The sequence below is a fragment of the Ruegeria sp. J8 genome (assembly GCF_056531925.1).
In genome coordinates this window covers 59,433-83,078 of sequence record NZ_JBQFMR010000010.1, presented here as the reverse complement: position 1 = coordinate 83,078, position 23,646 = coordinate 59,433, and the positions used below count along the sequence as shown (strand labels likewise).

Here is a 23,646-nt window from a genome sequence, read left to right as displayed (position 1 = left end):
ACCGGCAAGGTAAGAGGGGTCCGGTTTTTAACCGAAATTTGCCAACGTAGGGAAGGTTTCCAGCAGCCACCAGCTGAACTGAGTGAACAGGCCGGTGATCAGCATGATACCTACGAACAGCAGCAGGCCACCCATGACTTTCTCGATCGTCGCCATGTGCGGTTTGATCTTGTTCATCACAGTCATCGAGCGGTTCAGGAACATCGCTGCCAGCAGGAACGGAATACCCAGCCCGGCCGCATAAACGCCCAGCAACAAAGTTCCCCGAGCGACCGAGGCCTCGGACGCGGCCAGAGACAGAATCGCCCCCAGTTGCGGCCCGATGCAGGGCGTCCAGCCGAAGGCGAATGCAAGGCCCAGAATATAGGCTCCAAACACGGAACCACCCGAGTCGCCCGTTTCAATCCGCGCTTCCCGGTCCAGGAAAGGAATGCGGAACACGTTCAGAAAGTGCAGGCCGAACACGATAACAACCGCGCCCGACAGCTTTGCGAACAGCACTTGATTTTGCAGCACAAAGGCCCCGAAGGCCGATGCGGTAAAGCCCAGCAACAGGAAGACCGTCGACAGGCCAAGCACAAAGAACAACGCCGTTAGCGTTGCCTTGCGTCTGGCGGCGGCCTGATCCTGCATTTCGTTGATCGACACGCCGCTCATATAGGCCAAATAAGGCGGAACGATGGGCAAAACGCAAGGCGACAGAAAGCTGATCAGCCCGCCCAGCATCGCGATGAACATGGCAGGCAGCAGGCCCGCGTCTATGATATCAATTCCGAACATGTTTCAGCACATATGGTATGAAGCCGTGAACGTCACGGGGCCATTCGGTCACATCCTCGTGGTTGCACGCTGGACACCCAGCCAAGTTGGAAATATCTCAGGCCTATGTCAAACCCATCTGATACACTTGATGCGTTGGGGCTGCTATGCCCCCTACCCGTCCTCAAGGCACGTAAGCGCCTGAAATCTATGCCGGAAGGCGCATTATTGCGTGTCTTGGCCGACGATCCGGCAGCCGTTGTCGACGTTCCGCATTTTTGCGCGGAAAGCGGTCATCGCCTCGTTTCACAGGACGAGGCAGACGGGCATCAGATCTATATCATCCAGAAAATAGGCTAGAATTGTTTCAATACTGAACAAAAAAGGCGGGCCATTGGCCCGCCCTTTGGTCACTGTCCCAATGACCACCACCCACGCCTTTTCGGCTTAGCGGGCTTTTCAGGTTCGTCCGACACAACCTCAAGAACCGGTTCTTCGACCACAGGCTCTTGCGGAGCTTCAGCGACGGGTTCCGCTGCAGGTTCTTCCCTGGCTTCGGCAACGGGTTCAGCGGTTGGCTCGGCGCTAAGCTCTTCAACAGGTTCTGCTGCAGCCCCTTCTTCGGAAACTTCTTCGGCTTCGGGTTCTGCCACAGGTTCATCCGCTGCGACTGCAGGCTCCGCTTCTTGGGAATCCTCTGACGTCTCGGCCGCAGGTTCTTCGGCAGCTTCGACACGCGGTTCTTCAACCGCTGCCGCTTCAAGGGGTTCCGAAGGTGTCTCGGCCTCATCAGACGCCTCGGCGCTGACTTCATCTTCAACCGGTGCTTCTTCTTTCTTTTTGCGGCGCGGTGCACGACGACGCTTTGGTTTGACCTCTGCTTCCTCGTCGCTTTTCTCGGCTGCATCCGCTTCGGCAGGCGCATCTTCCGCAGAGGGTTCGTCCTGGCTTTCAGCCTCGTCCGCCGTCCCTTCGGCCTGATCGCCATTCCCATTGCCTTTCTTGCGACGCCGCCGACGACGTTTGCGTTTGGGTTTGACCTCTTCGTCGGTCACAGGCGTTTCTTCCTCAACCTTTTCCTCTTCATCTGCATCCACGAGATCCATTAGGGACGCGTCCACCGACACAACAGGCGCGGAGGCTTCGGGCACAATTCGGCTGGCAGTCTTGAACTTCTCCATCGAGAAATCGGGGCTGACCAGATGAATATCGCCTTCGATCCGAACCGACAGGCCATAGCGTGCCTCGATCTGCGCGATATGCTCGCGCTTCTGGTTCATCAGGAAGTTCGCAATGCTGACAGGGCAGCGTACCAACACCTCGCGTGAGCGGCGGCGGGTACCCTCTTCTTCGATCTGGCGCAGAATGGTCAGCGCCATATTATCATCCGAGCGGATCAGCCCTGTGCCATGGCACGATGGACAAGGCTGTGTCGTCGCCTCAAGCATGCCGGGGCGCAGACGTTGACGGCTCATCTCGAGCAGGCCAAAGCCGGAAATCCGACCCACCTGAATGCGGGCACGGTCGGTTTTCAACTTGTCCTTCAGGCGCTTTTCGACAGCCGAATTGTTCTTACGCTCGTCCATATCGATAAAGTCGATGACGATCAGACCGGCCAGATCGCGCAGGCGCAGCTGGCGCGCGACTTCCTCGGCCGCCTCAAGGTTGGTCTTGAGCGCGGTTTCCTCGATCGAGCCTTCCTTGGTCGCCCGCCCTGAGTTCACGTCGATCGCCACAAGCGCCTCAGTCACGCCGATCACGATATAGCCGCCGGATTTCAGCTGTACGGTCGGGTTGAACATCCCAGCCAGATAGCTTTCCACCTGATAACGCGCAAACAGAGGCAACGAATCCTCATACCGCTTCACGTTCTTGGCGTGTGACGGCATTATCATTTTCATGAAGTCCTTGGCGATGCGATAGCCGCCCTCGCCTTCGACCAGAACCTCGTCGATCTCGCGATTGTAAAGGTCGCGGATCGACCGTTTGATCAGATCGCCTTCCTCATAGATCTTCGCGGGCGCGATGGATTTCAGCGTCAGTTCGCGGATCTGCTCCCACATGCGCTGCAGGTATTCGTAGTCGCGCTTGATCTCGGACTTGGTACGTTTGGCGCCTGCGGTCCGAATGATCAGACCTGCGCCCGTGGGCACGTCAATCTCGGCAGCGATTTCCTTCAGCTTCTTACGATCCGGTGCGTTGGTGATCTTGCGGCTGATCCCACCGCCACGCGCGGTATTCGGCATCAACACGCAATAACGCCCTGCAAGCGAGAGATAGGTGGTCAGCGCGGCACCTTTATTGCCCCGCTCTTCCTTGACGACCTGCACCAGCAGAACCTGGCGGACTTTGATGACCTCTTGAATCTTGTACCGGCGCGGGCGCGGTTTGCGCGGAGGACGAATATCCTCGCTGTCATCCTCATCCGCTACAGATTCAATCGAGGCATCCTTGGCCGTCGCGTCTGCACGCGCCTCGCCCTCGTCCTCAGGTTTTCCTTCTGCCTCTTCGGTCTCCGCAGCATCTTCTGCCACCGCGTAATCCGTAACAGCCGCCTCAAGCTCAGCTTCCTCTGCGAGCTCTGGCTCTGCCGCTACATCCGGCTGGTCATCTTCCGATGCAACCTCAGTACCCGCCTCTTCAGTCTCAGCCGGAGTATCCTCGGATGTCGCATCCTCTTCGGGTTCTTCAACCGGTGTTTCTGCAACGCGATCGACCGGAGACGAGCCTTCGGGAACGGCCATATCGGCGTTCTCATCCCCGTCATCCAGGTCAATGGTTTCCATGCCCGACGGTTCCGACGACACCTCCAGCGTTTCCACTGCATCATCGGTTTTCACATCCGCTGCCTTGCTCCGCGACCGCGACCGGCGCTTCTTGGGCTTCGCTTCCTCAGCCTCGTCGCGCGCTTTCATCGCCTCGGCATAGGCGCGCTCTTCCTCCATCAGCGCCTCGCGGTCGGCGACGGGGATCTGGTAATAGTCCGGATGAATCTCGGAAAACGCAAGGAACCCATGCCGGTTCCCGCCATAGTCCACAAAAGCCGCCTGCAGCGACGGCTCGACCCGTGTTACTTTTGCAAGATAGATGTTACCAGCGAGCTGGCGTTTGTTTTCGGATTCAAAATCGAATTCCTCGACCTTGTTTCCATCGACCACCACAACCCGAGTTTCCTCGGCGTGGGTGGCATCGATAAGCATTTTCTTAGCCATTTGTCCTTGGTGCACCGCGCCAAACGCGTTGTCCTGACCCGTCCAGGCGGACAGGCACTTTTGGGGAGGTGTCTTGTACGGGCGATTTCGGACGGCGCGCGGCAGGGTCTGGCGCTGTGGCCCCCTGCCCGTATAGTCAATCGTTGCGCGCGCGTCATCGCGGTTCTTCTCCGACAGACGCGCCTTGACGCTGTCTGCCCATTATATTCCTTTCACCCGCATCCGCGGGTTCAGGCGTTCAACTGCCCCTTGATCGGGGCACAATCGGCCTGCTCAGCCTTTGTGGGAAGATGTCACCACCTGCGACCTCGCAGCGAAACTCAAAGATTCGGGACTTCAGGGCACAAAAATGGCCCGGCCCGTTCGGGTACAATAAAAGCAGTCCTGTGGAAAAGACAATGGGCAAACTGCATGCCGCCTCAATCCAGCACGCTCCCAAACCTTCTTCTGTTTAAAAAATACCTCGGGGGTGAATTGAGCCACAGGCTCAAGAGGGGGCTGGCCCCCTCCCAACCGTCACAAATAGTCCGAGCGTTGCAACCCGTATTTCGCCATCTTTTCGTTCAACGTCCGACGCGGCAGACACAGCTCATCCATCACCGAAGCGATCGAGCCTTTGTGCCGGCGCATGGTATTGTCGATTAGCATCCGCTCGAACGCCTCAACATATTCTTTCAGCGGCTTGCCCTCTGTGGTCATAACCGGTTGCATCTCTTCATGATCCGACATCAACAACGATGCGATCGTTCCAGACCCGCGCCGTGATTGCAGAACCGCACGTTCCGCAATGTTAATAAGCTGCCGCACATTACCCGGCCACGGTGCCTGCAACAGCTGCGCGGCCTCCTGCGCACTGACCTGCGGTGCATCACAGCCATATTCCTCGGCAAATTGCTCGCTAAGGCGCGTGAATAGCGTCAGGATATCTTCGCCGCGCTGGCGCAGCGGCGGCATGGTGATGCGCAGCGCAGCCAACCGATAGAACAAGTCCGGTCGCAGAACATCTTCCGAGGTCTTTCCCGCTTCCTGCAAATTCGAAATTGCGATAATGCGGGTCTCGGCAGGTGTGCCCTGATCATTCATCACGCTCAGCAATCGCGCCTGCAACGTGTCGCTCAACGCTTCGACATCTTCCAGCACCAGCGTGCCGCCACGCGCCTCTTCAATGGCAGGCAATTGCGCATCCTCGGGCATCATAGGCCCGAACAACCGTTTGGACAGCGCCTCTTCCTCCAAGGCTGCGCATGAGATCAGGACGAATTTCTTGCCTGCCCGACTGCCAACGGCGTGCAGAGCGTGCGCCACCAATGTCTTGCCAGTTCCGGTTTCACCGTCGATAAGAACATGCCCATCGGCCTGTCCCAGATCCAGAATATCTTCGCGCAGGCGCTCCATGACCGGGCTGGCCCCGATCAGTTTGCTCATGATCTGGGTGCCATCGGACAACTCACGCCGCAAAGCCCGGTTGTCGAGCGTCAGACGACGGGCGTTGCTGGCGCGTTTGGCCAGTTCGGACATCCGGTCGGGGTTGAAGGGCTTTTCCAGAAAGTCGAACGCGCCCACGCGCATCGCCTCAACCGCCATAGGCACGTCCCCATGCCCGGTGATCATGATCACCGGCAGTGTACTGTCCGCGCCCATGAGTTTCTTCAGCAACTGAATGCCGTCCATACCGGGCATCTTGATGTCCGAGATCACGATGCCGGGGTAGTCCGGCCCTAATACCTTGAGCGCATCCTCGGCGCTGGCAAAGGTTTCGGTGTCATATCCCGACAGTGCCAGCCATTGACTGATCGACTGGCGCATATCCTGTTCGTCGTCCACAATGGCGATCTTCATGGCTTGTGCCATTTTCTTACCCCGTTATTCCGCGGCCTCTAGGCCATCGCTTCCAAGTATTGGCAACTGCATCTCGAACACCGCGCCCCCGTTGGGACTGTTGCGGGCGGTCAGCCGTCCCCCATGGTCGTTCACGATCCCAGAGGAGATGGCAAGCCCCAGCCCAACCCCGTCGCCCGGCTGCTTGGTTGTATAGAACGGCTCGAACAGGTTCTCGATATCTTCGATACCATGCCCATTGTCGCGCACCGTCAACACCGCCATATCGCCTGCTGCCAAAATGATTTCAACGTCGGGCTCAGATACTGACTTGGTGGCGTCCAGCGCGTTGCGCAAGAGGTTTACCATAACCTGCTCGATCCGCATCCGGTCGCCCATGGCCAATACCGGTTCTTCGGGCAGAATCTGAGTGATCTTAACATGGCGTTGCCGCAACTGCGGTTCCATCATTGACAAGGCCGAGGCCAGCGCTTCGCCAAGATTTACAGGGGAAAACGCGTCCGCCCCCTTTCTTGCGTAAGACTTGAGCTGGCGGGTGATCGCCCCCATCCGCTCAATCAGCCCGTCTATGCGACCAAAGCTGGCCAATGCCTCTTCGGGACGGTTGCGGCGCAGCAAAAGGCGTGCCCCGGCCAGATAGGTTTTCATTGCAGCCAGAGGTTGATTAAGCTCATGACTGACGGCTGCCGACATCTCACCCAACGCCGCAAGTTTCGAGCTTTGAGCCAGCGTCTGCTCAGCCACTTCCAGCGTCTTTTCTACCCGTTCACGTTCAGCAATTTCCCGCTGCAAGCGGGCGTTCAATGCGCGAAGCTCTGCCGACTCGCGCTGAAACAGCGTCATGCGGAACGTGGCCCGGCGGCTGAGCGCATAGAAGGCCAGCGCCAGAAGAATCGCAAAGCCCATGATCTCCAACGCGATGACGCTGTTCACTTTTTCGCGGATAGAGGAATAGGTCGTGAATGATGTCATCTTCCATCCACGAAACGGAATGCGGGTTTCCATGCGCATCACGGCCTCGCCCTGCACATAGGCGTCGGCAGGCAGGGCTGTCCAATCGGCCGTCGCGCGTATGGCGCGTTCGATGGCAGAATCCGGCGATTGGCGTTGAATGGCAGTGTTTTCGTCCAGTCCGCGCCATTTGGGTTCGGTCGAAAGGATCACGGTCCCGGTGCTGTCCGCCACCATAACGGCATCCGAGATTCCGGCCCAAGCGCGTTCGAACTTTTGCAGATCGACCTCGACCACGATGACACCGAGGACTTCGGCATTTGCCTCAATCCGACGCGAATAAACAAAGCTGTATCCACCAGACTCCGTCTGGATCACGGTAAAGATCGTCGCGTTGGAGCGAACCGCATCAATGAAATAAGGCGAGTTTCTGTGCCCTTCGCCAAGACGGTTCCTGTCCGTCGCCGCCCGTGTCAGACCATCGCCGTCCAACAGCATCAGAGAGGCCGCGCCTATTTCCTCGACAAATGAAATCAAGCGTTGGCTGGAAAGCGTATAGTCACTGGACTGCAAGGCCGAGATCAGGCTGGGATCGCGCGCCAAAAGCTGCGGAACAATAGCATTGCGGCGTAGTTCGCTCAGCAAATTTCCGGAGTACAAAGCCAGCCGCAGTTCAGCGCGGTTGCGCGTGGATTCGGTAAAGCGGTCGATCAGCAACCGGTTCGTGACCCAAATCGTCGCCACAGTTGCCAGAAGAAGAACCGTGACCGCAACGCGCAATCGCCACCCCAAAGGGGCGCCTTGAAACGGGGTCTTGAAAGAAGACCAGCCTGAACGATTGTCGGAACTCATGCCCCGGAAACTACGCGGGCTGAATCGGTTCCTCAAGTCACGCTGGCGCAAGAACGCCTGATAATGCGCGGAACAATGCCGTTCCGTCCGTGCCGCCATGGCCCTGATCTGCCGCCCGTTCTGGGTGCGGCATCATCCCGAGAACCCTGCGGTTTTCCGACAGGATGCCTGCGATGTCCCCGACCGAGCCATTCGGATTCTCGGTATAGGTGAATGCGATGCGATCTTGATCACGAAGCGTGGACAATGTTGCGTCGTCAGCAAAATAGTTTCCATCATGATGGGCAATCGGCACGCCGATCTCGTCACCTGCGTTGTAGCCCTGCGTAAAGGCGCTGTCGCTGGTTTGAACTTTCAGGCCGACGGTCTTGCAGATGTACTTCAAGCCCGCATTGCGCAGCAGCGCCCCCGGCAAGATCCCGGTTTCGGTCAGGATCTGAAAACCGTTGCAAATCCCTACGGCATAGCCACCACGGTCGGTATGGTCGACAACCGCTTTGCAGATAGGAGACTGCGCGGCAATCGCACCGCAACGCAGGTAGTCACCGTACGAGAACCCGCCGGGCACGCCCACGATATCCACGCCCTCGGGCAGAGCGGCATCCTTGTGCCAGACCATGTCGACCTGAAAACCGGCCTGTTCAAAGGCCACGGCCAGGTCCCGGTCACAGTTGGAGCCGGGAAATACGATGACTGCTGCGCGCATGGCGGGGCCTCCTAATGCGTGAAATCGGTGACAACGGCAACGCCGGGCGGCGTCGGGTGGTCAAAGGCGGCAAGTTCTTCACTTACCTGGGACAAAGAAATATGCCGCGTCACCAGTGGGCTCAGGTCAACACTGCCCCCTGCGATCAACGACAAAAGCGAGGGGTAGCGCCAGCTGGGCATACCGCGGGTTCCGAATACGGCAAGCTGACCGGAATAAAGCGCATCCATCGGCAAGGTCATGTTGCTATGCGGTCCGGCGGGCATTCCTATTTGCACCATGCGACCCAGCTTACGCAGGGATTTCATGGCGGCGATTGTAGTAGTTTCGATCCCCAGCGCCTCGATCGCGACATGGGCACCACCGCAGGTGATATCCTTAATAGCCTCTGGCGCATTGCTGGTCGCCGCGTTGACCACCACATCTGCACCCAGAGTTTTGGCGTAGTTCAACTTGTCGTCGGCGATATCCACAACGATCACGCGCGCACCCAGCGCCTTGCCCAGCAACAGGGTCGATATCCCTACTCCACCGCCGCCGAAAACCGCTAGCCACTCACCGCCTTGCAACTGCGCACGCCCCACCAGGGCCTGCCAGGCCGTCGTGACACGACAGCCCAAGGCAGCAGCAATTTCAGGAGCCATTGTGTCAGGCAACACCGAAAGATTGGCATCTGCATGCGCCACCGAGACATATTCAGCAAATGCGCCATCGCAGGTAAAGCCAGGCACCACCTGATCGGCGCAGATTGTCTGATGGCCTTGCGCGCAATCCGGACAATGGCCGCAAGCCAGAATGAAGGGCGCGATCACCCGATCCCCTGCCTTCCAACGGCTGACACGCGCGCCAACCGCAACCACCTCGCCACAGAATTCGTGTCCGGGAATCATGGGAAGGACAACATCGGGGTCCGCACCGGACCATGCGTGCCAGTCGGAACGGCACACGCCGCAGGCCAGCACGCGCAGAACCACACCGTCCTCTCCCGGTTCCGGATCGGAAACCGAGGCCAGCTCGAGCGGCTGGCGATAGGTGATTAGACGCGCCGCCCGCATCCGCTTAGACCAGTTCGATCTCGTAGCGTTCGATGACCGTGTTTGCCAACAGTTTTTCGCACATCTGGGTCACGTCGGCTTCGGTCGCGCCGTCGGCCAGCTCAAGGTCGATCACCTTGCCCTGACGCACGCCTTCGACCTGATCAAAGCCCATGGCACCCAATGCGTGGCGCACGGCCTCGCCCTGCGGGTCGAGAACCCCATTCTTGAGCATCACATGCACACGTGCTTTCATTCCTGCAACTCCAGCTAAGGGCCAAAAGTCGCGGCCCGTTCCGTTGCGCGGGGGATAGCGCGCCTTTTGCCATTCGACAACCCTTGTCCGCACGCAGTTTGCCGCAGGAACCGGCGCAAAAGCAAAAACGCCGCGCAAGGGCACGGCGTTTCCAGTATTCCACGCAAGCGAGGCAGATCAGTTGATCAGCGTAGGCTTGGTCACATTGCTTTTGGGCAGAACGCCCAGACGGCGCGCGACCTCTGAATAGGCATCCGTCAGGCTGCCCAGATCGCGACGGAATACGTCCTTGTCCAGCTTCTGACCGCTTTCGATGTCCCACAGACGGCAACTGTCGGGGCTGATCTCATCGGCGACAATCAGGCGCTGGAAATCGCCTTCGTACACGCGCCCGATTTCGATCTTGAAATCGACCAGACGAATACCCACCGCCAGCATCATGCCGCTGAGGAAATCATTCACCCGCAGCGCAAGGCTGAGAATATCATCCATGTCCTGCTGGCTGGCCCAGCCAAAGGCGGCGATATGTTCCTCGGTCACCAGTGGATCACCCAGAGCGTCATCCTTGTAGCAATACTCTACGATCGGACGCGGCAATTGCGTGCCTTCGGCAATGCCCAGACGTTTGGACATCGACCCGGCGGCATAGTTGCGCACGATCACTTCCAACGGCACAATCTCGCAGCTACGCACCAGTTGTTCACGCATGTTCAGGCGGCGGATGAAGTGCGTCGGAACGCCAATCTGATTCAGACCGGTCATGAAAAACTCGCTCAGGCGGTTGTTCAGAACGCCCTTGCCGTCGATCACGTCTTTTTTTTCCGCGTTGAAGGCAGTGGCATCATCCTTGAAGTACTGAACGATCGTACCCGGCTCGGGGCCTTCATACAGAATTTTTGCCTTGCCTTCGTAGATTTTCTTGCGACGCGCCATAAGCGACCCTTCCAGACTGACGAGCGGGAATATTCCCGCTTCTTGGCGCTCTCATAGTCCAACCCCCCTTTTCCCGCAAGCGCAGTAAACCGAGAGGCTTTGACGCAGCGCAAATCCCTTGCGTCCGGGCGCGGCTATCGTCATATCATCAATCAAGAAGATATAACCGAAGAGGTCCCCAACCCATGACCACGTTTGACGAACGCGAAAACGCATTTGAAGCCAAATTCGCCCATGATGAGGAAATGCAGTTCAAGGCGCAGGCGCGTTGCAACAAGCTGCTGGGCCTGTGGGCCGCGGAAAAGCTGGGCAAGTCCGGTGCCGACGCTGAGGAATACGCCAAAACTGTTGTGATCGCCGATTTCGAGGAGGCAGGACACGAAGATGTCGTGCGCAAGGTCTCTGGCGATCTGGGCTCGCTGTCGTCGGATGACGAAATTCGCGCCAAGATGGCCGAGCTGCTGCCCCAAGCCAAGGCACAGGTTCTCAGCGAAACCGACTGAGGGCATTCGCCCCGCCTCATGATCTTCATGAGATTTATGAATTTGCTTTGAAGTCCCGGTCATGAGACACGGGGCTTCTTAGTTTTATCGGCTTCGCCGACTTTTTTGGAAAGCCCAATGACAAACGCACTGACGAAACTTCTGGAAACCAAAGATGCGATTCTGGCCGATGGGGCCACCGGAACAAACCTGTTCAACATGGGCTTGCAATCCGGTGACGCGCCTGAGCTGTGGAATGTAGACGCGCCTGACAAGATCAAGGCTTTGTATCAGGGCTCGGTCGATGCGGGCAGCGATCTGTTCCTGACCAACACCTTTGGCGGTACATCCGCTCGTTTGAAACTCCACGACGCGCAGAACCGCGTGGCTGGGTTGAACCGCATCGGGGCCGAGCTGGGCCGTGAGGTGGCCGACAAGGCCGGCCGCACCGTGATCGTCGCGGGCTCGGTCGGGCCGACCGGAGAGATTATGGAGCCCGTGGGCAGCCTTTCTCATGAAGGTGCCGTCGAGATGTTCCACGAGCAGGCCGAAGCGTTGAAAGCAGGCGGTGCCGATGTGCTGTGGCTTGAAACCATCAGCGCACCTGAGGAATTCCGCGCTGCCGCCGAAGCCTTTGCGCTGGCCGACATGCCCTGGTGCGGGACTATGAGCTTCGACACCGCAGGGCGCACCATGATGGGTGTGACTTCGGCCGACCTGGCGCAACTGGTTGAAACGCTACCGAACCCGCCCGTGGCCTTTGGCGCTAATTGCGGCACCGGAGCATCGGACATTTTGCGTACAGTTCTGGGCTTTGCGGCACAGGGCACCGAACGTCCTGTGATCTCGAAAGGCAATGCGGGTATCCCCAAATATGTGAACGGCCATATCCACTATGACGGCACGCCAGAGTTGATGGGCCTGTATGCGGCCATGGCCCGCGATGCCGGCGCAACAATCATCGGTGGCTGCTGCGGCACGATGCCCGATCACCTGCGCAAGATGCGCGAAGCGCTGGACGGCGCGCCGCGTGGTGTGCGCCCTACTCTGGATCAGATCACGGATGCGCTGGGGCCGTTCTCATCGGCCTCGGACGGCACGGGTGAGGATGCCGTGCCCGAGCGACGGACACGCCGCCGCCGCCGCGCCTGACGATCAGCGCCCCTCGAATTTCGGGGGGCGTTTTTCCATGAAGGCCACGACACCTTCGGCAAAATCACGCGAACGTCCGCATTCGCCCTGCAAATGGGCCTCGAACGTCAGTTGTTCGTCCAGCGTTTTTTCGTAAGTACCACGGATCGCTTTCTTGATCGCGCTGAACCCTGCGGTCGGACCATTTGCCAGATAAGTCGCCCGTTTGCGCCAATGTGCGTCGAATTCCGCGTCTGGGACGGCCTCCCAAATCATGCCCCACTCATCTGCTTGCCGGGCGCTGATCTTGTCAGCGAAAAGTGCGGCGCCCATCGCCTTGGCAAACCCCATCTGGCGCGGCGTGAACCAAGTGCCGCCCGCATCCGGCAACAGCCCGATCCGCGCGAAGGCTTGCAGGAAATAGGCGCTTTCCGTGGCAATCACTACATCGGCACATAGCGCCATATTGCACCCAGCCCCCGCCGCTGGACCGTTCACCGCGGCGATGGTCGGCACGGGGCAGTTGTAGATCGTTTCCAGCATCGGTTCGTATTCGTCGCGCAAGGTCCGCTCAAGGTCGATCTTGCCGGTGCTGGACGCATCCCCCAGATCCTGCCCGGAACAAAACGCTGCACCAGCGCCGGTCAGAACCACCGCACGCGCATTCGCGGCCGCCTGTTTCATCGCATAGGCGACCTCGGCCCGCATCTGCGCTGTCATCGCGTTCATCTTGTCGGGCCGGTTCAATGTCAGCACCGCCAGATTGTCCGAGATGTCGAGCAACACGGTTTCGTAATTCATCAGGATCCCCCCAAACAACAGTCTTGGGCAAACCCTGACGCAATTACATCACAAGGGAAAGGCCGACCAAGGGTTAGTCCTTGAGAATTTGTTCCAATCGCTTCTTTTCCGCCTCGCTGAGCGTATCCGAGCCCGCGGCCTGAACGTCCGAACGTTTTCTCAGGAAATTCCACCCCATCGCAGCGGCGATCAATAGCATGATCGGACCGGCCAGCCACAACATCAGGTTCGACCCCGTAACTGTTGGCTTCAGCAAGACATACTCGCCGTAACGATCTACAATGAACCGGATCGCCTCGTCATCCGTGTCCCCTGCAACCAGACGCTCGCGCAACAATAGGCGCAGGTCACGGGCCAGATCAGCGTTGCTTTCGTCGATACTTTCGTTGCGGCAAACAAGGCACCGCAGCCCGGTGCTCAGATCGCGGGCGCGTTGTTCAAGAACCGGATGGTCCAGCACTTCATCAGGCTGCACCGCAAACAGGGGTGAGGCGATTAGGGCGAAGATCAGGAAAAAGCGCTTCATTCCGCAGGTACTCCGCCACTTGGGGCCTTGCGCGCGCCCGCTGCGACCCGGAACCGCCGGTCCGACAGGCTGAGGAAACCACCCAGCGCCATCAGGATACACCCGCCCCAAATCCAGTTGGCCAGCGGTTTGATATAGGTCCGCATGACCCAGCCGCCATCGGCCTGCTGATCGCCGATCACAACATAAAGATCGCCTAAAAAGCGATAGTCGATCGCGGCCTCTGTTGTGGGCATGCGCGCAACTGGATAGTCGCGCTTTTCGGGATGCAGGCTGCCCATCGGACGACCATTCTTTTCGACCCGAACATCAGCAGTTGTTGAGAAATAGTTGGGACCTTCAACCCGTCTGACATCTTCCAGTGTCAGCGTAAATTGCCCAACCTCGAAAGGTTGGCCAGGTTGTGCGACGCGGATATCCTCGACTTCCCAAGCGGTCAAACCCGCAATAGCGAAAATGGTGACGCCAAGCCCCGTGTGAGCGACTGCCTTGCCCCAGTCCGCACCGGGCAGTCGGAACAGGCGTTGGATACTGCCTTTGCGGCCAGTGCGGCTCCACAGGTCCACCGCGGCCCCGAAGGTGATCCATGCGCCAAGAAACAGCCCAACCGGGCCCATGGCGCTGCGGCCGGTCTGCATCGCCCAAACCAGAATGGCCAATGCAACAGCCAGCACAAACGCATAGCGTAGCGAATATGCCGCTTTGCCGATCTTACCCCGCTTCCACGGCAGGATCGCCCCAATGGGCAGCACAAGGCCCAAAGCAATCATGAAGGGCGTGAAGGCGGCATTGAAGAACGGAGGCCCAACGGACAGTTTCCGATCAAACGCCATCTCGGCCACCATGGGCCACATGGTTCCGAAAAAGACCACGAAACAGCTAACGGCCAGCAAGATATTGTTCAGCACCAGCGCGCTTTCTCGGCTGACCATTCCAAAGACACCCTTGGCCTCCATCGCCTGCGCGCGTGCGGCAAACAACGTCAGCGCGCCGCCAATGAAGATCACAAGAATGAACAGGATGAACACGCCGCGTTCCGGGTCGTTTGCGAAGGCATGGACCGAGGTCAGCAACCCCGAGCGCACGATGAACGTGCCGATCAGCGAGAACCCAAATGCGATGATCGCTAGCAGGATGGTCCAGCTTTTCAGCGCCTCGCGTTTCTCGACCACAATGGCCGAGTGCAGCAGCGCCGCCGCCAAAAGCCATGGCATGAACGAGGCATTCTCAACCGGATCCCAGAACCAGAATCCACCCCAGCCGAGCTCGTAGTAAGCCCACCACGATCCCAGCGCGATACCGATGGTCAGAAACACCCATGCGGCCAATGTCCAGGGGCGTACCCACCGCCCCCAAGCCGCGTCTACGCGGCCCTCGATCAGGGCGGCGACGGCAAAGCTGAAGGCCATGCTCAGACCCACATAGCCCAGATACAGGAAGGGCGGATGAAAGGCCAATCCGGGGTCTTGCAGCAGAGGATTCAAGTCCCGCCCATCAAACGGAGCGACGATCAGGCGATCAAACGGGTTCGATGTAAACAGGATAAAGGCATAGAACGCGACACCAATTGCCGCCTGCACCGCCAAGACGCGTGCTTTCAGCGTTGGCGGCAACCCCGCGCCGAATATCGCTGCCATACCGCCGAAAATCGCCACGATGAAGACCCACAGCAACATAGACCCTTCGTGATTTCCCCATGTGCCGCTGATCTTATAAAGCATCGGCTTTGCGGAATGGCTGTTCTCAACCACGATGCGCAGCGAGAAGTCCGAAGTCGTGAAGGCCCAGACCAATGCACAGAAAGAGAACCCGACCAAAACGAACTGAGCGATGGCCGCCGTCTCGCCGAATGTCATCCACCCGGTCCACCTTTTGGCCGCGCCGATCAAGGGAACGACTGTTTGCACAATCGCAACGAGGAAGGCGAGGATGAGCGCGTAGTGACCGAGTTCTGTAATCATGGCCCCGGATATAGTCCTGTTGCGTCGCAAGCACCAATAACTTTCGCTTAAACAGCACGCACATAGTGTCGCGGGTCAGGCTGTTTTCGCGCGACGCCACTCTTCAAGTGCCGGGTTCTGGTCCGGGGTCAAGATCATCTCGGACAGTTCTGCGTCAGGGCCAGGATCCGACCGACCCACGCTGGTGTGACGTAGCGCATTCAGGGTCTCGATGTTTCCGGCAACCTGGGGTGCGCGCAGGACTGTGGCTGAGATTTCCCGCTGCAAATCCTGTGCCTTGGCCTGATGTCGCGCACCGAAATAAAACGACACGATGACCCCCAAAAGCCACCAAAGCGGTTCGGGCACCAAGGCGATTCCCTGCATTCGGGCGGCAAACCACAGCGGGTCGATCATGGCAGCCACAAACAACCCCATCGTTCCCAGCGCCAGCGCGGGGCGCGGCAGGCGGTTCAACCCGTCGATGAACCGGTCATAGGCGCCTTTCTGCGGCATCTGAAACTCGGCCCCAAACTGCGCAAGCGTTTGGCTTTGAACCGTCGCATCCCGGACAGCGCGGTTTTCGGCATTTTCGCGGAATACCTCAGCGGTTTCACGCACCACGTTGCGCCCTCCTCCGAACAGAAACGTCAAGACATCCGAGATCAATCCCATTGCGCAACCCTTTGCTGAAATTCGCGTTCGTTCAGGTGATAGCGGGCCGAAATGAACTCTTCCGCCCGGCGTATCCACCCGCCCTTCCCCCCGGCCCGCGTTCGCGCGTATTTTCGGGACGCAGGGCGACGGTCGGCCAGTCGAAAGTAATAGTTCCGGCGCGCAATCCCGTATGCATCGGCCAAGGCCGTTGGGCTCCTTTCGGCCGCCTTGAGGCTGGCCTGCGCGGTTTGCGGCCCGATGACCCCATCAACCGTCACCGCAAACCCCATATCGCGCAGCAAGTGTTGCAGGAGTTTCACGGCCTGCGCGCCGGTATTCACATACATGTCGAAAACTGACGCCTGAAGACCCTCGGGCAGCAAGGCCAGACGGGGACGGTCGAAATAATGCGTGACGAAAATCTCGACGGCTCGCGATAGGCTGAGCAGCCTGACATCCTCTGTCGTCATCTGACCGTCCGCGTTCAAATCCAGCCCCAAACGCTGCATCGTATGGATTGTGACGCCGTATTTGGTCGCGCCGCCGGGGTCGTCCGGGTCGTCCACGAACCCACCTTCGCGCGCCACGATCTGCTTTGCGATATCCCGAACCGTTTGCATGGCATCCTCCGCATCTGATTGCCGAGAACGCTGGCAGAGAACGGTTAATTCAGAACAATGACAAAGGGCGCTGCAAGGTTCATCCTCGCAACGCCCGTTTACTCAAATCTGAGCGGAGTTCAGCTATCGCTGCCTTCTTTGTAGACGCCTTGTTCCTTGAGCGCATCCACCACCTCTTTTGGCATGTATGTCTCATCGTGTTTCGCAAGGATTTCAGTGGCTTCAAACACGCCATTCACGTAGCTGCCTGTGCCAACCATACCCTGATTTTCGGTAAACAAATCAGGCAGGACACCGGTAAAGGCCACCGGTACACTTTCACCGCCATCTGTGACGACAAAGGTCACAGTCTCACCCTGCCCCCGCACGATTGAGCCTTCTTCGACCAACCCGCCGATGCGAAAAACCTCCGTCGGATTGGGTGGCTCGGCGATTACTTCGCTGGGGGACCGGAAAAAGTTGATTCCATCCTGCAAAGCCCACCCAATCAACGCCGTCGATGACACCAAGGCCACCACAGCCAGCAGAATGATTTGTACGCGACGACGTTTCTTGAGTGACTTCATGATATCCTCACGGGAACAGAGGGGCCATCATCAGGCCAAGGGTTTCAGTTTCACCTAACATCAGGTTCGCATTCTGCAAGGCTTGGCCACTGCTACCTTTTGTCAGGTTATCCAGCGCGCCGATCACAATGGCGCGACGTTCGATCCGGTCGCCCACCACGCCGATATGGCAAAAATTCGAGCCCCGCACATGATGGGTCGACGGGGTCTCACCGAAGGGCAGCATCTGGATGAAAGGTTCGTGTTCGTAGGTTTTGGCCAGCGTTTCATACACGCTTTCTGGATCGCCTTTCACGTAAGTGGTCGCCAGGATGCCCCGGTTGGCCGGTACCAGATGCGGCGTGAACTGCACATGGACCGGACGTCCTGCTAGGGCCGAGAACTCCTGATCGAACTCACCCAGATGCCGGTGCGTGCCACCCACGGCATAGGCGTTGTACCCTTCGCTGAGTTCGGCATGCAGCAGATTTTCCTTGAGCGACCGCCCCGCGCCGGACACCGCGCATTTGAGGTCCAGAATGATGTCATCCAGATCAATCACCCCGGCCGAGATCAGCGGGCGCAGCACATATTGCCCTGTGGCCGCGTTGCAGCCGGTACCGGCTACCAGACGTGCATTTCGGATATCATCGCGGTAGAACTCGGTCAGGCCATAGACGGATTCGTCCTGCTGCGCCAAAGCGGCATGCGGGTTGCCGTACCATTTCTCATACTCATCCGGGTCGCGCAGGCGGAAATCAGCGGAAAGGTCAATGATTTTAAGATCTTTGGGCAGATCGCGGATGACCTCTTGGCTGGTTTTGTGCGGCAAGGCGCAGAAACACAGGTCGATCTGCGAAAAGTCAATCTCGGCTATCTTGCACAGGTCCGGCAGATCCATATGGCGCAGATGCGGAAAGACCTGCGCCATGGACTGGCCCGCCTTACGCTCGGCGGCCAGCGCAGTGATCTCCATATTCGGATGCTCGGCGATCAGGCGCACGAGTTCGGCACCGGTGTAGCCGGAAGCGCCCAGAATTGCGATTTTATGGGTCATGTCAGACCTCTTCTATTCATATGTCACATATCACGACCGCCGATGCGCCGGCCTTGGTTTACGGATTCGTCCGCTTGGCGTCCTTGACCTAAGTCAGACAGCCTCGAAGGAGATTTGTCGTCGCAGGAACTGCGTTGCCCGGTCACTGACGAAGGCGGGCTTGCCGGTGGTCAGAAACCCAGCCTCGCCCTTGCCCAGCATGTTTGGATGCCGGGCTAGGTAATCCGCTAGGCTTTCGGCCACCAGATCACCTTGGCTAAACACCTGCACATTCGGACCAAGAGCCGCCTGGAAGGTCTCGGCCATAAGCGGGTAATGGGTGCAGCCCAAAATCGCGGCCTGCGGATCAGGCATCTTGCGTTTGAGCGCATCGACATGGCTGCGTACCAGGGCTTCGGCCAGAATCATGTCGCCGTCCTCGATGGCATCGACCACGCCGCCACAGGCCTGGGCCTCAACATCCACGCCAATGGCGCGAAAGGCCAGTTCGCGCTGAAATGCACGGCTGGAGACAGTCGCGGGCGTCGCAAACAGCGCCACATGTTTTACGGCAACCTCACGCGGAGGGCTGTTGTCGCCCCATTGCCGCTCGGTCAAAGCCTCGATCAGCGGTACAAAGACACCCAGCACGCGCTTGCCCTCGGGCATGCCTTCTTCTTGCATCCGGCGCAGCGCAGCAGCGCTGGCGGTGTTGCAGGCCAGGATCACCAGATCACAGCCGCGGTCCCACAACGCGTTCACCGCCCCGCGGGTCAGGTCATAAATGTTTTCCGCATCCCGCACGCCATAAGGCGCGTGCGCACTGTCTGCGTAATACAGGAAATCCACCTCCGGCAGACGTTTCTGCGCGGCGTCCAGAACGGTCAACCCGCCCAAACCAGAATCAAAAATACCTACTGCCATTTGCCCCTTCAGGCGCGATGCCGTTCCTCAAACTCATAGCCGTAGTCATAAGACTTCAACGGCTTCGGGGACAGCTCATACGTGGCTTTGCGCAGGAAATCCATCATCTTGCGTGTGTCACTGGCCAGAGGGTCTAGAACGTCGCGGCTGATCGGCTCCCCGATCGCCACTTTGACAGGAGTGTCGACACGTTTTTTGAACTCTTTGATCAGCAAACCCATGCGCAAAGTGCTGTGCAGATGACTGGCGATCTGAAACAGACGCGAGGTGTGGCCGTCAAAGAAGACCGGCACCACTGTTGCGTTCGATTTAGCGACCATACGTGCGGTAAAGCCGCGCCAGCCCGGATCCATCGGGTATGAGAACGGCTTAACCCCGGTGCTGACCGTACCACCGGGGAAAATCCCAATCGCGCCACCGTCACCCAGATAGTTCAGGGCCGTTTTGCGAGTTTGCAAGTTCAGCTTCATCGCTTCTTTGGTATCGTCAAACGACACAGGCAAAACGACCCGGTTCAAGTCCTCGGCCTTGCGGAACACGCTGTTGGCCAGAATGCGAAAATCGCCGCGCGTTTGCGACAGAATATGTCCCATCATCATCCCATCAAGAATGCCATAGGGGTGGTTGGCAATCAGGATCAGTGGGCCGGTATTGGGGATATTCGCGAGCGATCCACCCACCACATCCAGAGAAAGGCCATAACGGTCCACCATGACCGTCCAAAAATCGCGGCCCTGCGCGACCTCTTGCTCATAGCCGTCCGCGCGTTTGATCAGGCGCATCCGACCCGTCGTGTTTTCCATCAACTTGATGACCATGCGACCGCCTTTGGTTTCGGCGGAATAAGCATAGGAAATGTCACGAGCGACATGGCGGGGCGAAGGCATTGCGGTCTCCGAGGTTCTGTGGCCTGCAACTTAGGTGCAGCCCACAGGTTTGCCTAGAGATCGTGACAGGGATGTGACGATCTATTCCGCCGCCGCGCGCAAATCGGGCCCACCGCTGCGAATGACAGACAACAGTTCTTCGCGCCGCTTGGCGGCCTTGGCTTCGCTTTCCTTCAAGACCGGACCAAAGCCACGAATGTCCAGCGGCAGACACGCCAGTGCGATCACCGCGTCCCGTGTCTGAGCGTTGATCAGCGGAGTGATCTCTTTGAGATCACGCTCATATTGTTTGATCAGGGCGCGCTCCATCCGACGTTCGGAGCTGTAGCTAAAAATGTCCAGAGGCGTCGCTCGCAAGACTTTCAACTTGGACAAGAGCTTGAGCGGACCCAGCATCCATTCGCCATAGGTTCGTTTTTTCGGGCGACCATTCGGCCCCTTGCTGCCAAGAATGGGCGGGGCCAGATGCAGGGTTATTTGAAAATCGCCATCAAACTCGGCTGTGGCTTTTTCGCGACTGGTCAGCAGTAGACGCGCGACCTCGTATTCATCCTTGTAGGACAGAAGTTTGTGATAGCCCCGCGCCACGGCCTCGCGGATATCGGTATCCTCGAAGGCATCGACCATTTTGCGATACTTTTTGGCCAGACGCGCGCTTTGGTAATCGGTCAGGTGGTTAGCACGGAAATCAATGATCTGATCCAGCGTTTTGGGCAGTTCAGCGACGTTCGGTTTCAGGATATCGGCGACCTGCTGCGGGTGCAGAACCGCCCAGCGGCCGATATCAAAGGCGCGCTTATTGCGTTCCACCGCAGTGCCATTCAATTCGATAGCCTGTTCTATGGCCGAATGGCTGACCGGGAGTAATCCACGCTGCCACGCGGCCCCAAAGACCATCATGTTGGAATAGATCGAATCCCCCATCACGGCGCGCGCCAATGCGGTCGCGTCGAACAGGGAGACATCCTCTTTCAGCCGCGCTTCCAGTGCCAGTTCCAAACGTTCGCCAGGAATACGGAAGGCGGTGTCACGCGTAAAATCACCTGTCACCGTTTCATGGTTGTTGACCACGGCACCGGTCTGGCCTGCACGGGTCAGGCCCAGGGTCTTTGCCCCTGCGGACACGACAAGATCGCCACCAATCAGCGCATGAGCCTCGCCGGTGGCCACGCGGATGGCGCTGATATCTTCGGGGCGATTGGCCAGACGACAGTGGATATGCACCGCGCCGCCTTTTTGCGCCAGGCCAGCCATTTCCATCATGCCCGCACCTTTGCCGTCGATCTGCGCCGCCTGCGCCAATACCGCGCCCAGCGTCACCACGCCGGTCCCGCCAATTCCGGTAATCACCACGTTGTGCGTGCCATTGATCTCTGGCAGATCGGGCATTGGCAAATCCGGCAAATCGATTTCGGTGGTGGCCTCCTTACGGATCTTCGCACCTTCCAACGTGATGAAAGACGGGCAGAACCCGTTCACACAGGAAAAATCCTTGTTGCAACTGGATTGATCAATCGCGCGCTTCCGGCCCAGCTCGGTCTCTTTCGGAACGATCGAGACGCAGTTGGATTGAACCCCACAATCGCCGCAGCCTTCACAGATGTCAGTGTTGATGAAGACACGTTTATCCGGGTCCGGGAACGTTCCGCGTTTGCGACGGCGGCGTTTTTCAGCAGCGCAGGTCTGCACGTAGACAATGACCGAGACGCCCTCGATCTCGCGGAAATTTTCCTGAACCTGCATTAGTTCGGCGCGTTCGAACGTATCTACCCCCGATGGCAGCGCCTTGAAATTCACATCTTCCTTTTCGTCATAGACCAAAGCCACGTGCTGTACGCCCATCGCCTTGACCTCGGCCACGATGCGTTCGGCGGTCAAATCGCCCTCATTGCCCTGTCCACCTGTCATGGCAACGGCATCATTGAACAGGATCTTGAAGGTAATGTTCGTCCCCGCCGAAAGCGCCGCCCGGATGGCTTGCACGCCCGAGTGGTTATAGGTCCCGTCACCGAGGTTCTGAAAGACGTGCGGTGTGGTCGAGAATGGAGCCTCGCCAATCCAGTTCGCGCCTTCACCCCCCATCTGGGTAAAGCCCGAGGTATTTCGGTCCATCCATTGAACCATGTAGTGACACCCTATGCCTGCATAAGCACGGCTGCCGTCGGGCACCTTGGTCGAGCTGTTATGCGGACATCCCGAGCAGAAATAGGGCAAACGCGTCGCGATCTCTTCGGCATTGTCGGCCCGGCGCGACTCGGCCAGTTTGGCAAGCCCTGCACGCACACCGTCGGTTTCGCGCCCCTCTTCGATCAGGATATCGCCCAGCTTTTCCGCGATCATAATCGGATCAAGGGCACCGCGGGTCGGGAACAGCTCTTCCCGGTGTAGGGTCCCTGCACCACCTTTGTACCACCCATACACGCGCCGCCCGCGACGGTCGTCGAAGATGGCTTCCTTGACCTGAACCTCTATCAGCTTGCGTTTTTCTTCGACGATGACGATCAGGTCCAGCCCTTCGGCCCAGTCATGAAAACCCGCCATATCCAGCGGGAAGGTCTGGCCCACTTTGTAGGTCGTGATCCCCAGCCGTTCGGCCTCAGCCTCGTCGATATTGAGCAGCGACAGAGCATGGACCAGATCCAGCCAGTTCTTGCCCGCCGCGACGAAACCGATCTTGGCACCGGGTTTGCCCCAGACGCGCTTGTCCATCTTGTTGGCGTGCGAGAACGTCTCAGCCGCGAACCTTTTGGCGTCGATGATCCGCGCCTCTTGCAGGTGCGGCGTGTCGCCAAGACGGATGTTCAGGCCGCCTTGGGGCATGTCGAATTGCGGCGTGACCACTTTGATCCGATCCGGGCTGCCATCGACGACCGAGGTCACTTCGATCGTGTCCTTCATCGTCTTCAACCCGACCCACACGCCCGCAAACCGGCTGAGCGCATATCCGTAGATGCCGTAATCGAGGATCTCCTGAACACCCGCCGGGCTGACAATAGGCATATACATATCCACCAACGCCCACTCGGACTGGTGCAGCACGGTCGAGCTTTCGCCGGTGTGATCGTCGCCCATCGCAACAAGGACACCGCCATGTTCCGCCGTTCCCGCCATGTTGGCATGGCGCATCACGTCGCCCGAACGATCAACGCCGGGGCCTTTGCCGTACCACAGGCCGAACACGCCATCGAACTTGCCATCACCCCGCAGACCTGCCTGCTGACTGCCCCAGAGCGCGGTGGCAGCAAGATCTTCGTTCAGGCCGAATTGGAAGGTGACATCGCTTTCAGCCAGATGCTTTTGCGCCCGCATCATCTGCTGATCGACCGCACCCAACGGAGAGCCCCGATACCCTGTGACCAGACCTGCAGTATTCAAACCTGCCTGTCGGTCACGTTCCTTCTGCAACAGCATCAACCGCACAAGCGCCTGTGTGCCGTTCAAAAGGACGGGGTTCTTCTCAATATCAAACCGGTCGTTCAGCGATATCTGTGGCTGGCTCATCAGACGTCTCCCCTCGTCAGATCAGTGTGCGTATTTCCCTCGCATTTTAGGTCA

The 23,646-nt window shown here is 58.6% G+C and carries 21 protein-coding genes; 3 read left to right on the top strand and 18 right to left on the bottom strand.

Annotation, left to right across the window (positions count from 1 at the left end; all coding sequences use genetic code 11):
• Positions 1-27 precede the first annotated feature (27 nt).
• Positions 28-780: a cytochrome c biogenesis CcdA family protein gene (locus ACR0L1_RS18805; RefSeq protein ID WP_480860307.1), complete on the bottom strand. Its 753-nt coding sequence runs from the start codon at positions 778-780 to the stop codon at positions 28-30.
• 105 nt (positions 781-885) lie between these two features.
• Between ACR0L1_RS18805 and ACR0L1_RS18800 the strand changes: the two genes are divergently transcribed.
• Complete coding sequence (locus ACR0L1_RS18800; RefSeq protein ID WP_170769679.1) at positions 886-1,119, top strand: sulfurtransferase TusA family protein; 234 nt, start codon at positions 886-888, stop codon at positions 1,117-1,119.
• Positions 1,120-1,169: 50 nt separating this feature from the next.
• On the opposite strand, the gene ACR0L1_RS18795 is transcribed toward ACR0L1_RS18800, so the two are convergent.
• From ACR0L1_RS18795 to purC, 7 genes are all read right to left on the bottom strand, one after another.
• Positions 1,170-3,971: an Rne/Rng family ribonuclease gene (locus tag ACR0L1_RS18795; protein WP_480860306.1), complete on the bottom strand. Its 2,802-nt coding sequence runs from the start codon at positions 3,969-3,971 to the stop codon at positions 1,170-1,172.
• Positions 3,972-4,487: 516 nt separating this feature from the next.
• Positions 4,488-5,822: a sigma-54-dependent transcriptional regulator gene (locus tag ACR0L1_RS18790; protein WP_170769677.1), complete on the bottom strand. Its 1,335-nt coding sequence runs from the start codon at positions 5,820-5,822 to the stop codon at positions 4,488-4,490.
• Between the two features lie 12 nt (positions 5,823-5,834).
• Positions 5,835-7,613, bottom strand: a complete 1,779-nt coding sequence (locus ACR0L1_RS18785) for a sensor histidine kinase (protein ID WP_170791023.1) — start codon at positions 7,611-7,613, stop codon at positions 5,835-5,837.
• Positions 7,614-7,650: 37 nt separating this feature from the next.
• Positions 7,651-8,319 carry a phosphoribosylformylglycinamidine synthase subunit PurQ gene (purQ, locus tag ACR0L1_RS18780; RefSeq protein ID WP_170791025.1) on the bottom strand — a complete coding sequence of 223 codons (669 nt, stop codon included), beginning with the start codon at positions 8,317-8,319 and terminating at the stop codon, positions 7,651-7,653.
• An 11-nt stretch (positions 8,320-8,330) separates the two neighbouring features.
• The gene (locus ACR0L1_RS18775) at positions 8,331-9,374 is read right to left on the bottom strand and encodes a zinc-dependent alcohol dehydrogenase family protein (protein WP_480860303.1); all 1,044 of its coding nucleotides are present in this window, start codon (positions 9,372-9,374) and stop codon (positions 8,331-8,333) included.
• Between the two features lie 4 nt (positions 9,375-9,378).
• A complete protein-coding gene (gene purS / locus ACR0L1_RS18770; protein ID WP_170769673.1) occupies positions 9,379-9,609 on the bottom strand; it encodes a phosphoribosylformylglycinamidine synthase subunit PurS in 231 nt (76 codons plus the stop codon).
• Between the two features lie 177 nt (positions 9,610-9,786).
• Positions 9,787-10,542 (bottom strand): phosphoribosylaminoimidazolesuccinocarboxamide synthase, encoded by a 756-nt coding sequence (purC, locus tag ACR0L1_RS18765; RefSeq protein WP_480860301.1) that lies wholly within the window; start codon positions 10,540-10,542, stop codon positions 9,787-9,789.
• A 185-nt stretch (positions 10,543-10,727) separates the two neighbouring features.
• Here purC and ACR0L1_RS18760 point away from each other — a divergent pair, with 185 nt between their 5' ends.
• A complete protein-coding gene (locus ACR0L1_RS18760; protein WP_170769671.1) occupies positions 10,728-11,045 on the top strand; it encodes a DUF1476 domain-containing protein in 318 nt (105 codons plus the stop codon).
• A gap of 117 nt (positions 11,046-11,162) precedes the next feature.
• A complete protein-coding gene (bmt, locus tag ACR0L1_RS18755; RefSeq protein ID WP_480860299.1) occupies positions 11,163-12,176 on the top strand; it encodes a betaine--homocysteine S-methyltransferase in 1,014 nt (337 codons plus the stop codon).
• Between the two features lie 3 nt (positions 12,177-12,179).
• Here the strand turns inward: bmt and ACR0L1_RS18750 are convergent, their stop codons facing one another.
• The 10 genes from ACR0L1_RS18750 to ACR0L1_RS18705 form a co-directional block, all read right to left on the bottom strand.
• On the bottom strand, positions 12,180-12,956 hold the full coding sequence (locus ACR0L1_RS18750) for an enoyl-CoA hydratase-related protein (RefSeq protein WP_480504370.1): 777 nt from the start codon (positions 12,954-12,956) through the stop codon (positions 12,180-12,182).
• Between the two features lie 73 nt (positions 12,957-13,029).
• Positions 13,030-13,482 carry a cytochrome c-type biogenesis protein gene (locus ACR0L1_RS18745; RefSeq protein ID WP_480860297.1) on the bottom strand — a complete coding sequence of 151 codons (453 nt, stop codon included), beginning with the start codon at positions 13,480-13,482 and terminating at the stop codon, positions 13,030-13,032.
• A complete protein-coding gene (locus ACR0L1_RS18740) occupies positions 13,479-15,443 on the bottom strand; it encodes a heme lyase CcmF/NrfE family subunit (protein WP_170791037.1) in 1,965 nt (654 codons plus the stop codon). The genes ACR0L1_RS18745 and ACR0L1_RS18740 overlap by 4 nt, the downstream gene beginning before the upstream one ends.
• A gap of 75 nt (positions 15,444-15,518) precedes the next feature.
• Entirely contained in the window at positions 15,519-16,097 is a 579-nt protein-coding gene (locus ACR0L1_RS18735; RefSeq protein WP_480860296.1) for a holin family protein, read from the bottom strand.
• Positions 16,088-16,699 (bottom strand): holin-associated N-acetylmuramidase, encoded by a 612-nt coding sequence (locus ACR0L1_RS18730; protein ID WP_480860294.1) that lies wholly within the window; start codon positions 16,697-16,699, stop codon positions 16,088-16,090. Before ACR0L1_RS18730 ends, ACR0L1_RS18735 begins: the two co-directional genes overlap by 10 nt.
• A 119-nt stretch (positions 16,700-16,818) precedes the next feature.
• The gene (gene ccmE, locus ACR0L1_RS18725; RefSeq protein WP_480860293.1) at positions 16,819-17,265 is read right to left on the bottom strand and encodes a cytochrome c maturation protein CcmE; all 447 of its coding nucleotides are present in this window, start codon (positions 17,263-17,265) and stop codon (positions 16,819-16,821) included.
• A gap of 7 nt (positions 17,266-17,272) precedes the next feature.
• Complete coding sequence (argC, locus tag ACR0L1_RS18720; RefSeq protein WP_480504373.1) at positions 17,273-18,301, bottom strand: N-acetyl-gamma-glutamyl-phosphate reductase; 1,029 nt, start codon at positions 18,299-18,301, stop codon at positions 17,273-17,275.
• Positions 18,302-18,394: 93 nt separating this feature from the next.
• Positions 18,395-19,204, bottom strand: a complete 810-nt coding sequence (murI, locus tag ACR0L1_RS18715; RefSeq protein ID WP_480860291.1) for a glutamate racemase — start codon at positions 19,202-19,204, stop codon at positions 18,395-18,397.
• An 8-nt stretch (positions 19,205-19,212) separates the two neighbouring features.
• Complete coding sequence (locus tag ACR0L1_RS18710) at positions 19,213-20,091, bottom strand: lysophospholipid acyltransferase family protein (RefSeq protein WP_170786655.1); 879 nt, start codon at positions 20,089-20,091, stop codon at positions 19,213-19,215.
• Between the two features lie 81 nt (positions 20,092-20,172).
• Positions 20,173-23,592, bottom strand: coding sequence for an indolepyruvate ferredoxin oxidoreductase family protein (locus ACR0L1_RS18705; RefSeq protein ID WP_480860289.1), 3,420 nt, complete (start codon positions 23,590-23,592; stop codon positions 20,173-20,175).
• Between the last annotated feature and the right edge of the window lie 54 nt (positions 23,593-23,646).

Bases quoted from the DNA above. Each gene is read 5' to 3' on its own strand.
- ACR0L1_RS18805 (WP_480860307.1), bottom strand. From the start codon at position 780: ATGTTCGGAATTGATATCATAGACGCGGGCCTGCTGCCTGCCATGTTC.
- ACR0L1_RS18800 (WP_170769679.1), top strand. From the start codon at position 886: ATGTCAAACCCATCTGATACACTTGATGCGTTGGGGCTGCTATGCCCC.
- ACR0L1_RS18795 (WP_480860306.1), bottom strand. From the start codon at position 3,971: ATGGCTAAGAAAATGCTTATCGATGCCACCCACGCCGAGGAAACTCGG.
- ACR0L1_RS18790 (WP_170769677.1), bottom strand. From the start codon at position 5,822: ATGGCACAAGCCATGAAGATCGCCATTGTGGACGACGAACAGGATATG.
- ACR0L1_RS18785 (WP_170791023.1), bottom strand. From the start codon at position 7,613: ATGAGTTCCGACAATCGTTCAGGCTGGTCTTCTTTCAAGACCCCGTTT.
- purQ (WP_170791025.1), bottom strand. From the start codon at position 8,319: ATGCGCGCAGCAGTCATCGTATTTCCCGGCTCCAACTGTGACCGGGAC.
- ACR0L1_RS18775 (WP_480860303.1), bottom strand. From the start codon at position 9,374: ATGCGGGCGGCGCGTCTAATCACCTATCGCCAGCCGCTCGAGCTGGCC.
- purS (WP_170769673.1), bottom strand. From the start codon at position 9,609: ATGAAAGCACGTGTGCATGTGATGCTCAAGAATGGGGTTCTCGACCCG.
- purC (WP_480860301.1), bottom strand. From the start codon at position 10,542: ATGGCGCGTCGCAAGAAAATCTACGAAGGCAAGGCAAAAATTCTGTAT.
- ACR0L1_RS18760 (WP_170769671.1), top strand. From the start codon at position 10,728: ATGACCACGTTTGACGAACGCGAAAACGCATTTGAAGCCAAATTCGCC.
- bmt (WP_480860299.1), top strand. From the start codon at position 11,163: ATGACAAACGCACTGACGAAACTTCTGGAAACCAAAGATGCGATTCTG.
- ACR0L1_RS18750 (WP_480504370.1), bottom strand. From the start codon at position 12,956: ATGAATTACGAAACCGTGTTGCTCGACATCTCGGACAATCTGGCGGTG.
- ACR0L1_RS18745 (WP_480860297.1), bottom strand. From the start codon at position 13,482: ATGAAGCGCTTTTTCCTGATCTTCGCCCTAATCGCCTCACCCCTGTTT.
- ACR0L1_RS18740 (WP_170791037.1), bottom strand. From the start codon at position 15,443: ATGATTACAGAACTCGGTCACTACGCGCTCATCCTCGCCTTCCTCGTT.
- ACR0L1_RS18735 (WP_480860296.1), bottom strand. From the start codon at position 16,097: ATGGGATTGATCTCGGATGTCTTGACGTTTCTGTTCGGAGGAGGGCGC.
- ACR0L1_RS18730 (WP_480860294.1), bottom strand. From the start codon at position 16,699: ATGCAAACGGTTCGGGATATCGCAAAGCAGATCGTGGCGCGCGAAGGT.
- ccmE (WP_480860293.1), bottom strand. From the start codon at position 17,265: ATGAAGTCACTCAAGAAACGTCGTCGCGTACAAATCATTCTGCTGGCT.
- argC (WP_480504373.1), bottom strand. From the start codon at position 18,301: ATGACCCATAAAATCGCAATTCTGGGCGCTTCCGGCTACACCGGTGCC.
- murI (WP_480860291.1), bottom strand. From the start codon at position 19,204: ATGGCAGTAGGTATTTTTGATTCTGGTTTGGGCGGGTTGACCGTTCTG.
- ACR0L1_RS18710 (WP_170786655.1), bottom strand. From the start codon at position 20,091: ATGCCTTCGCCCCGCCATGTCGCTCGTGACATTTCCTATGCTTATTCC.
- ACR0L1_RS18705 (WP_480860289.1), bottom strand. From the start codon at position 23,592: ATGAGCCAGCCACAGATATCGCTGAACGACCGGTTTGATATTGAGAAG.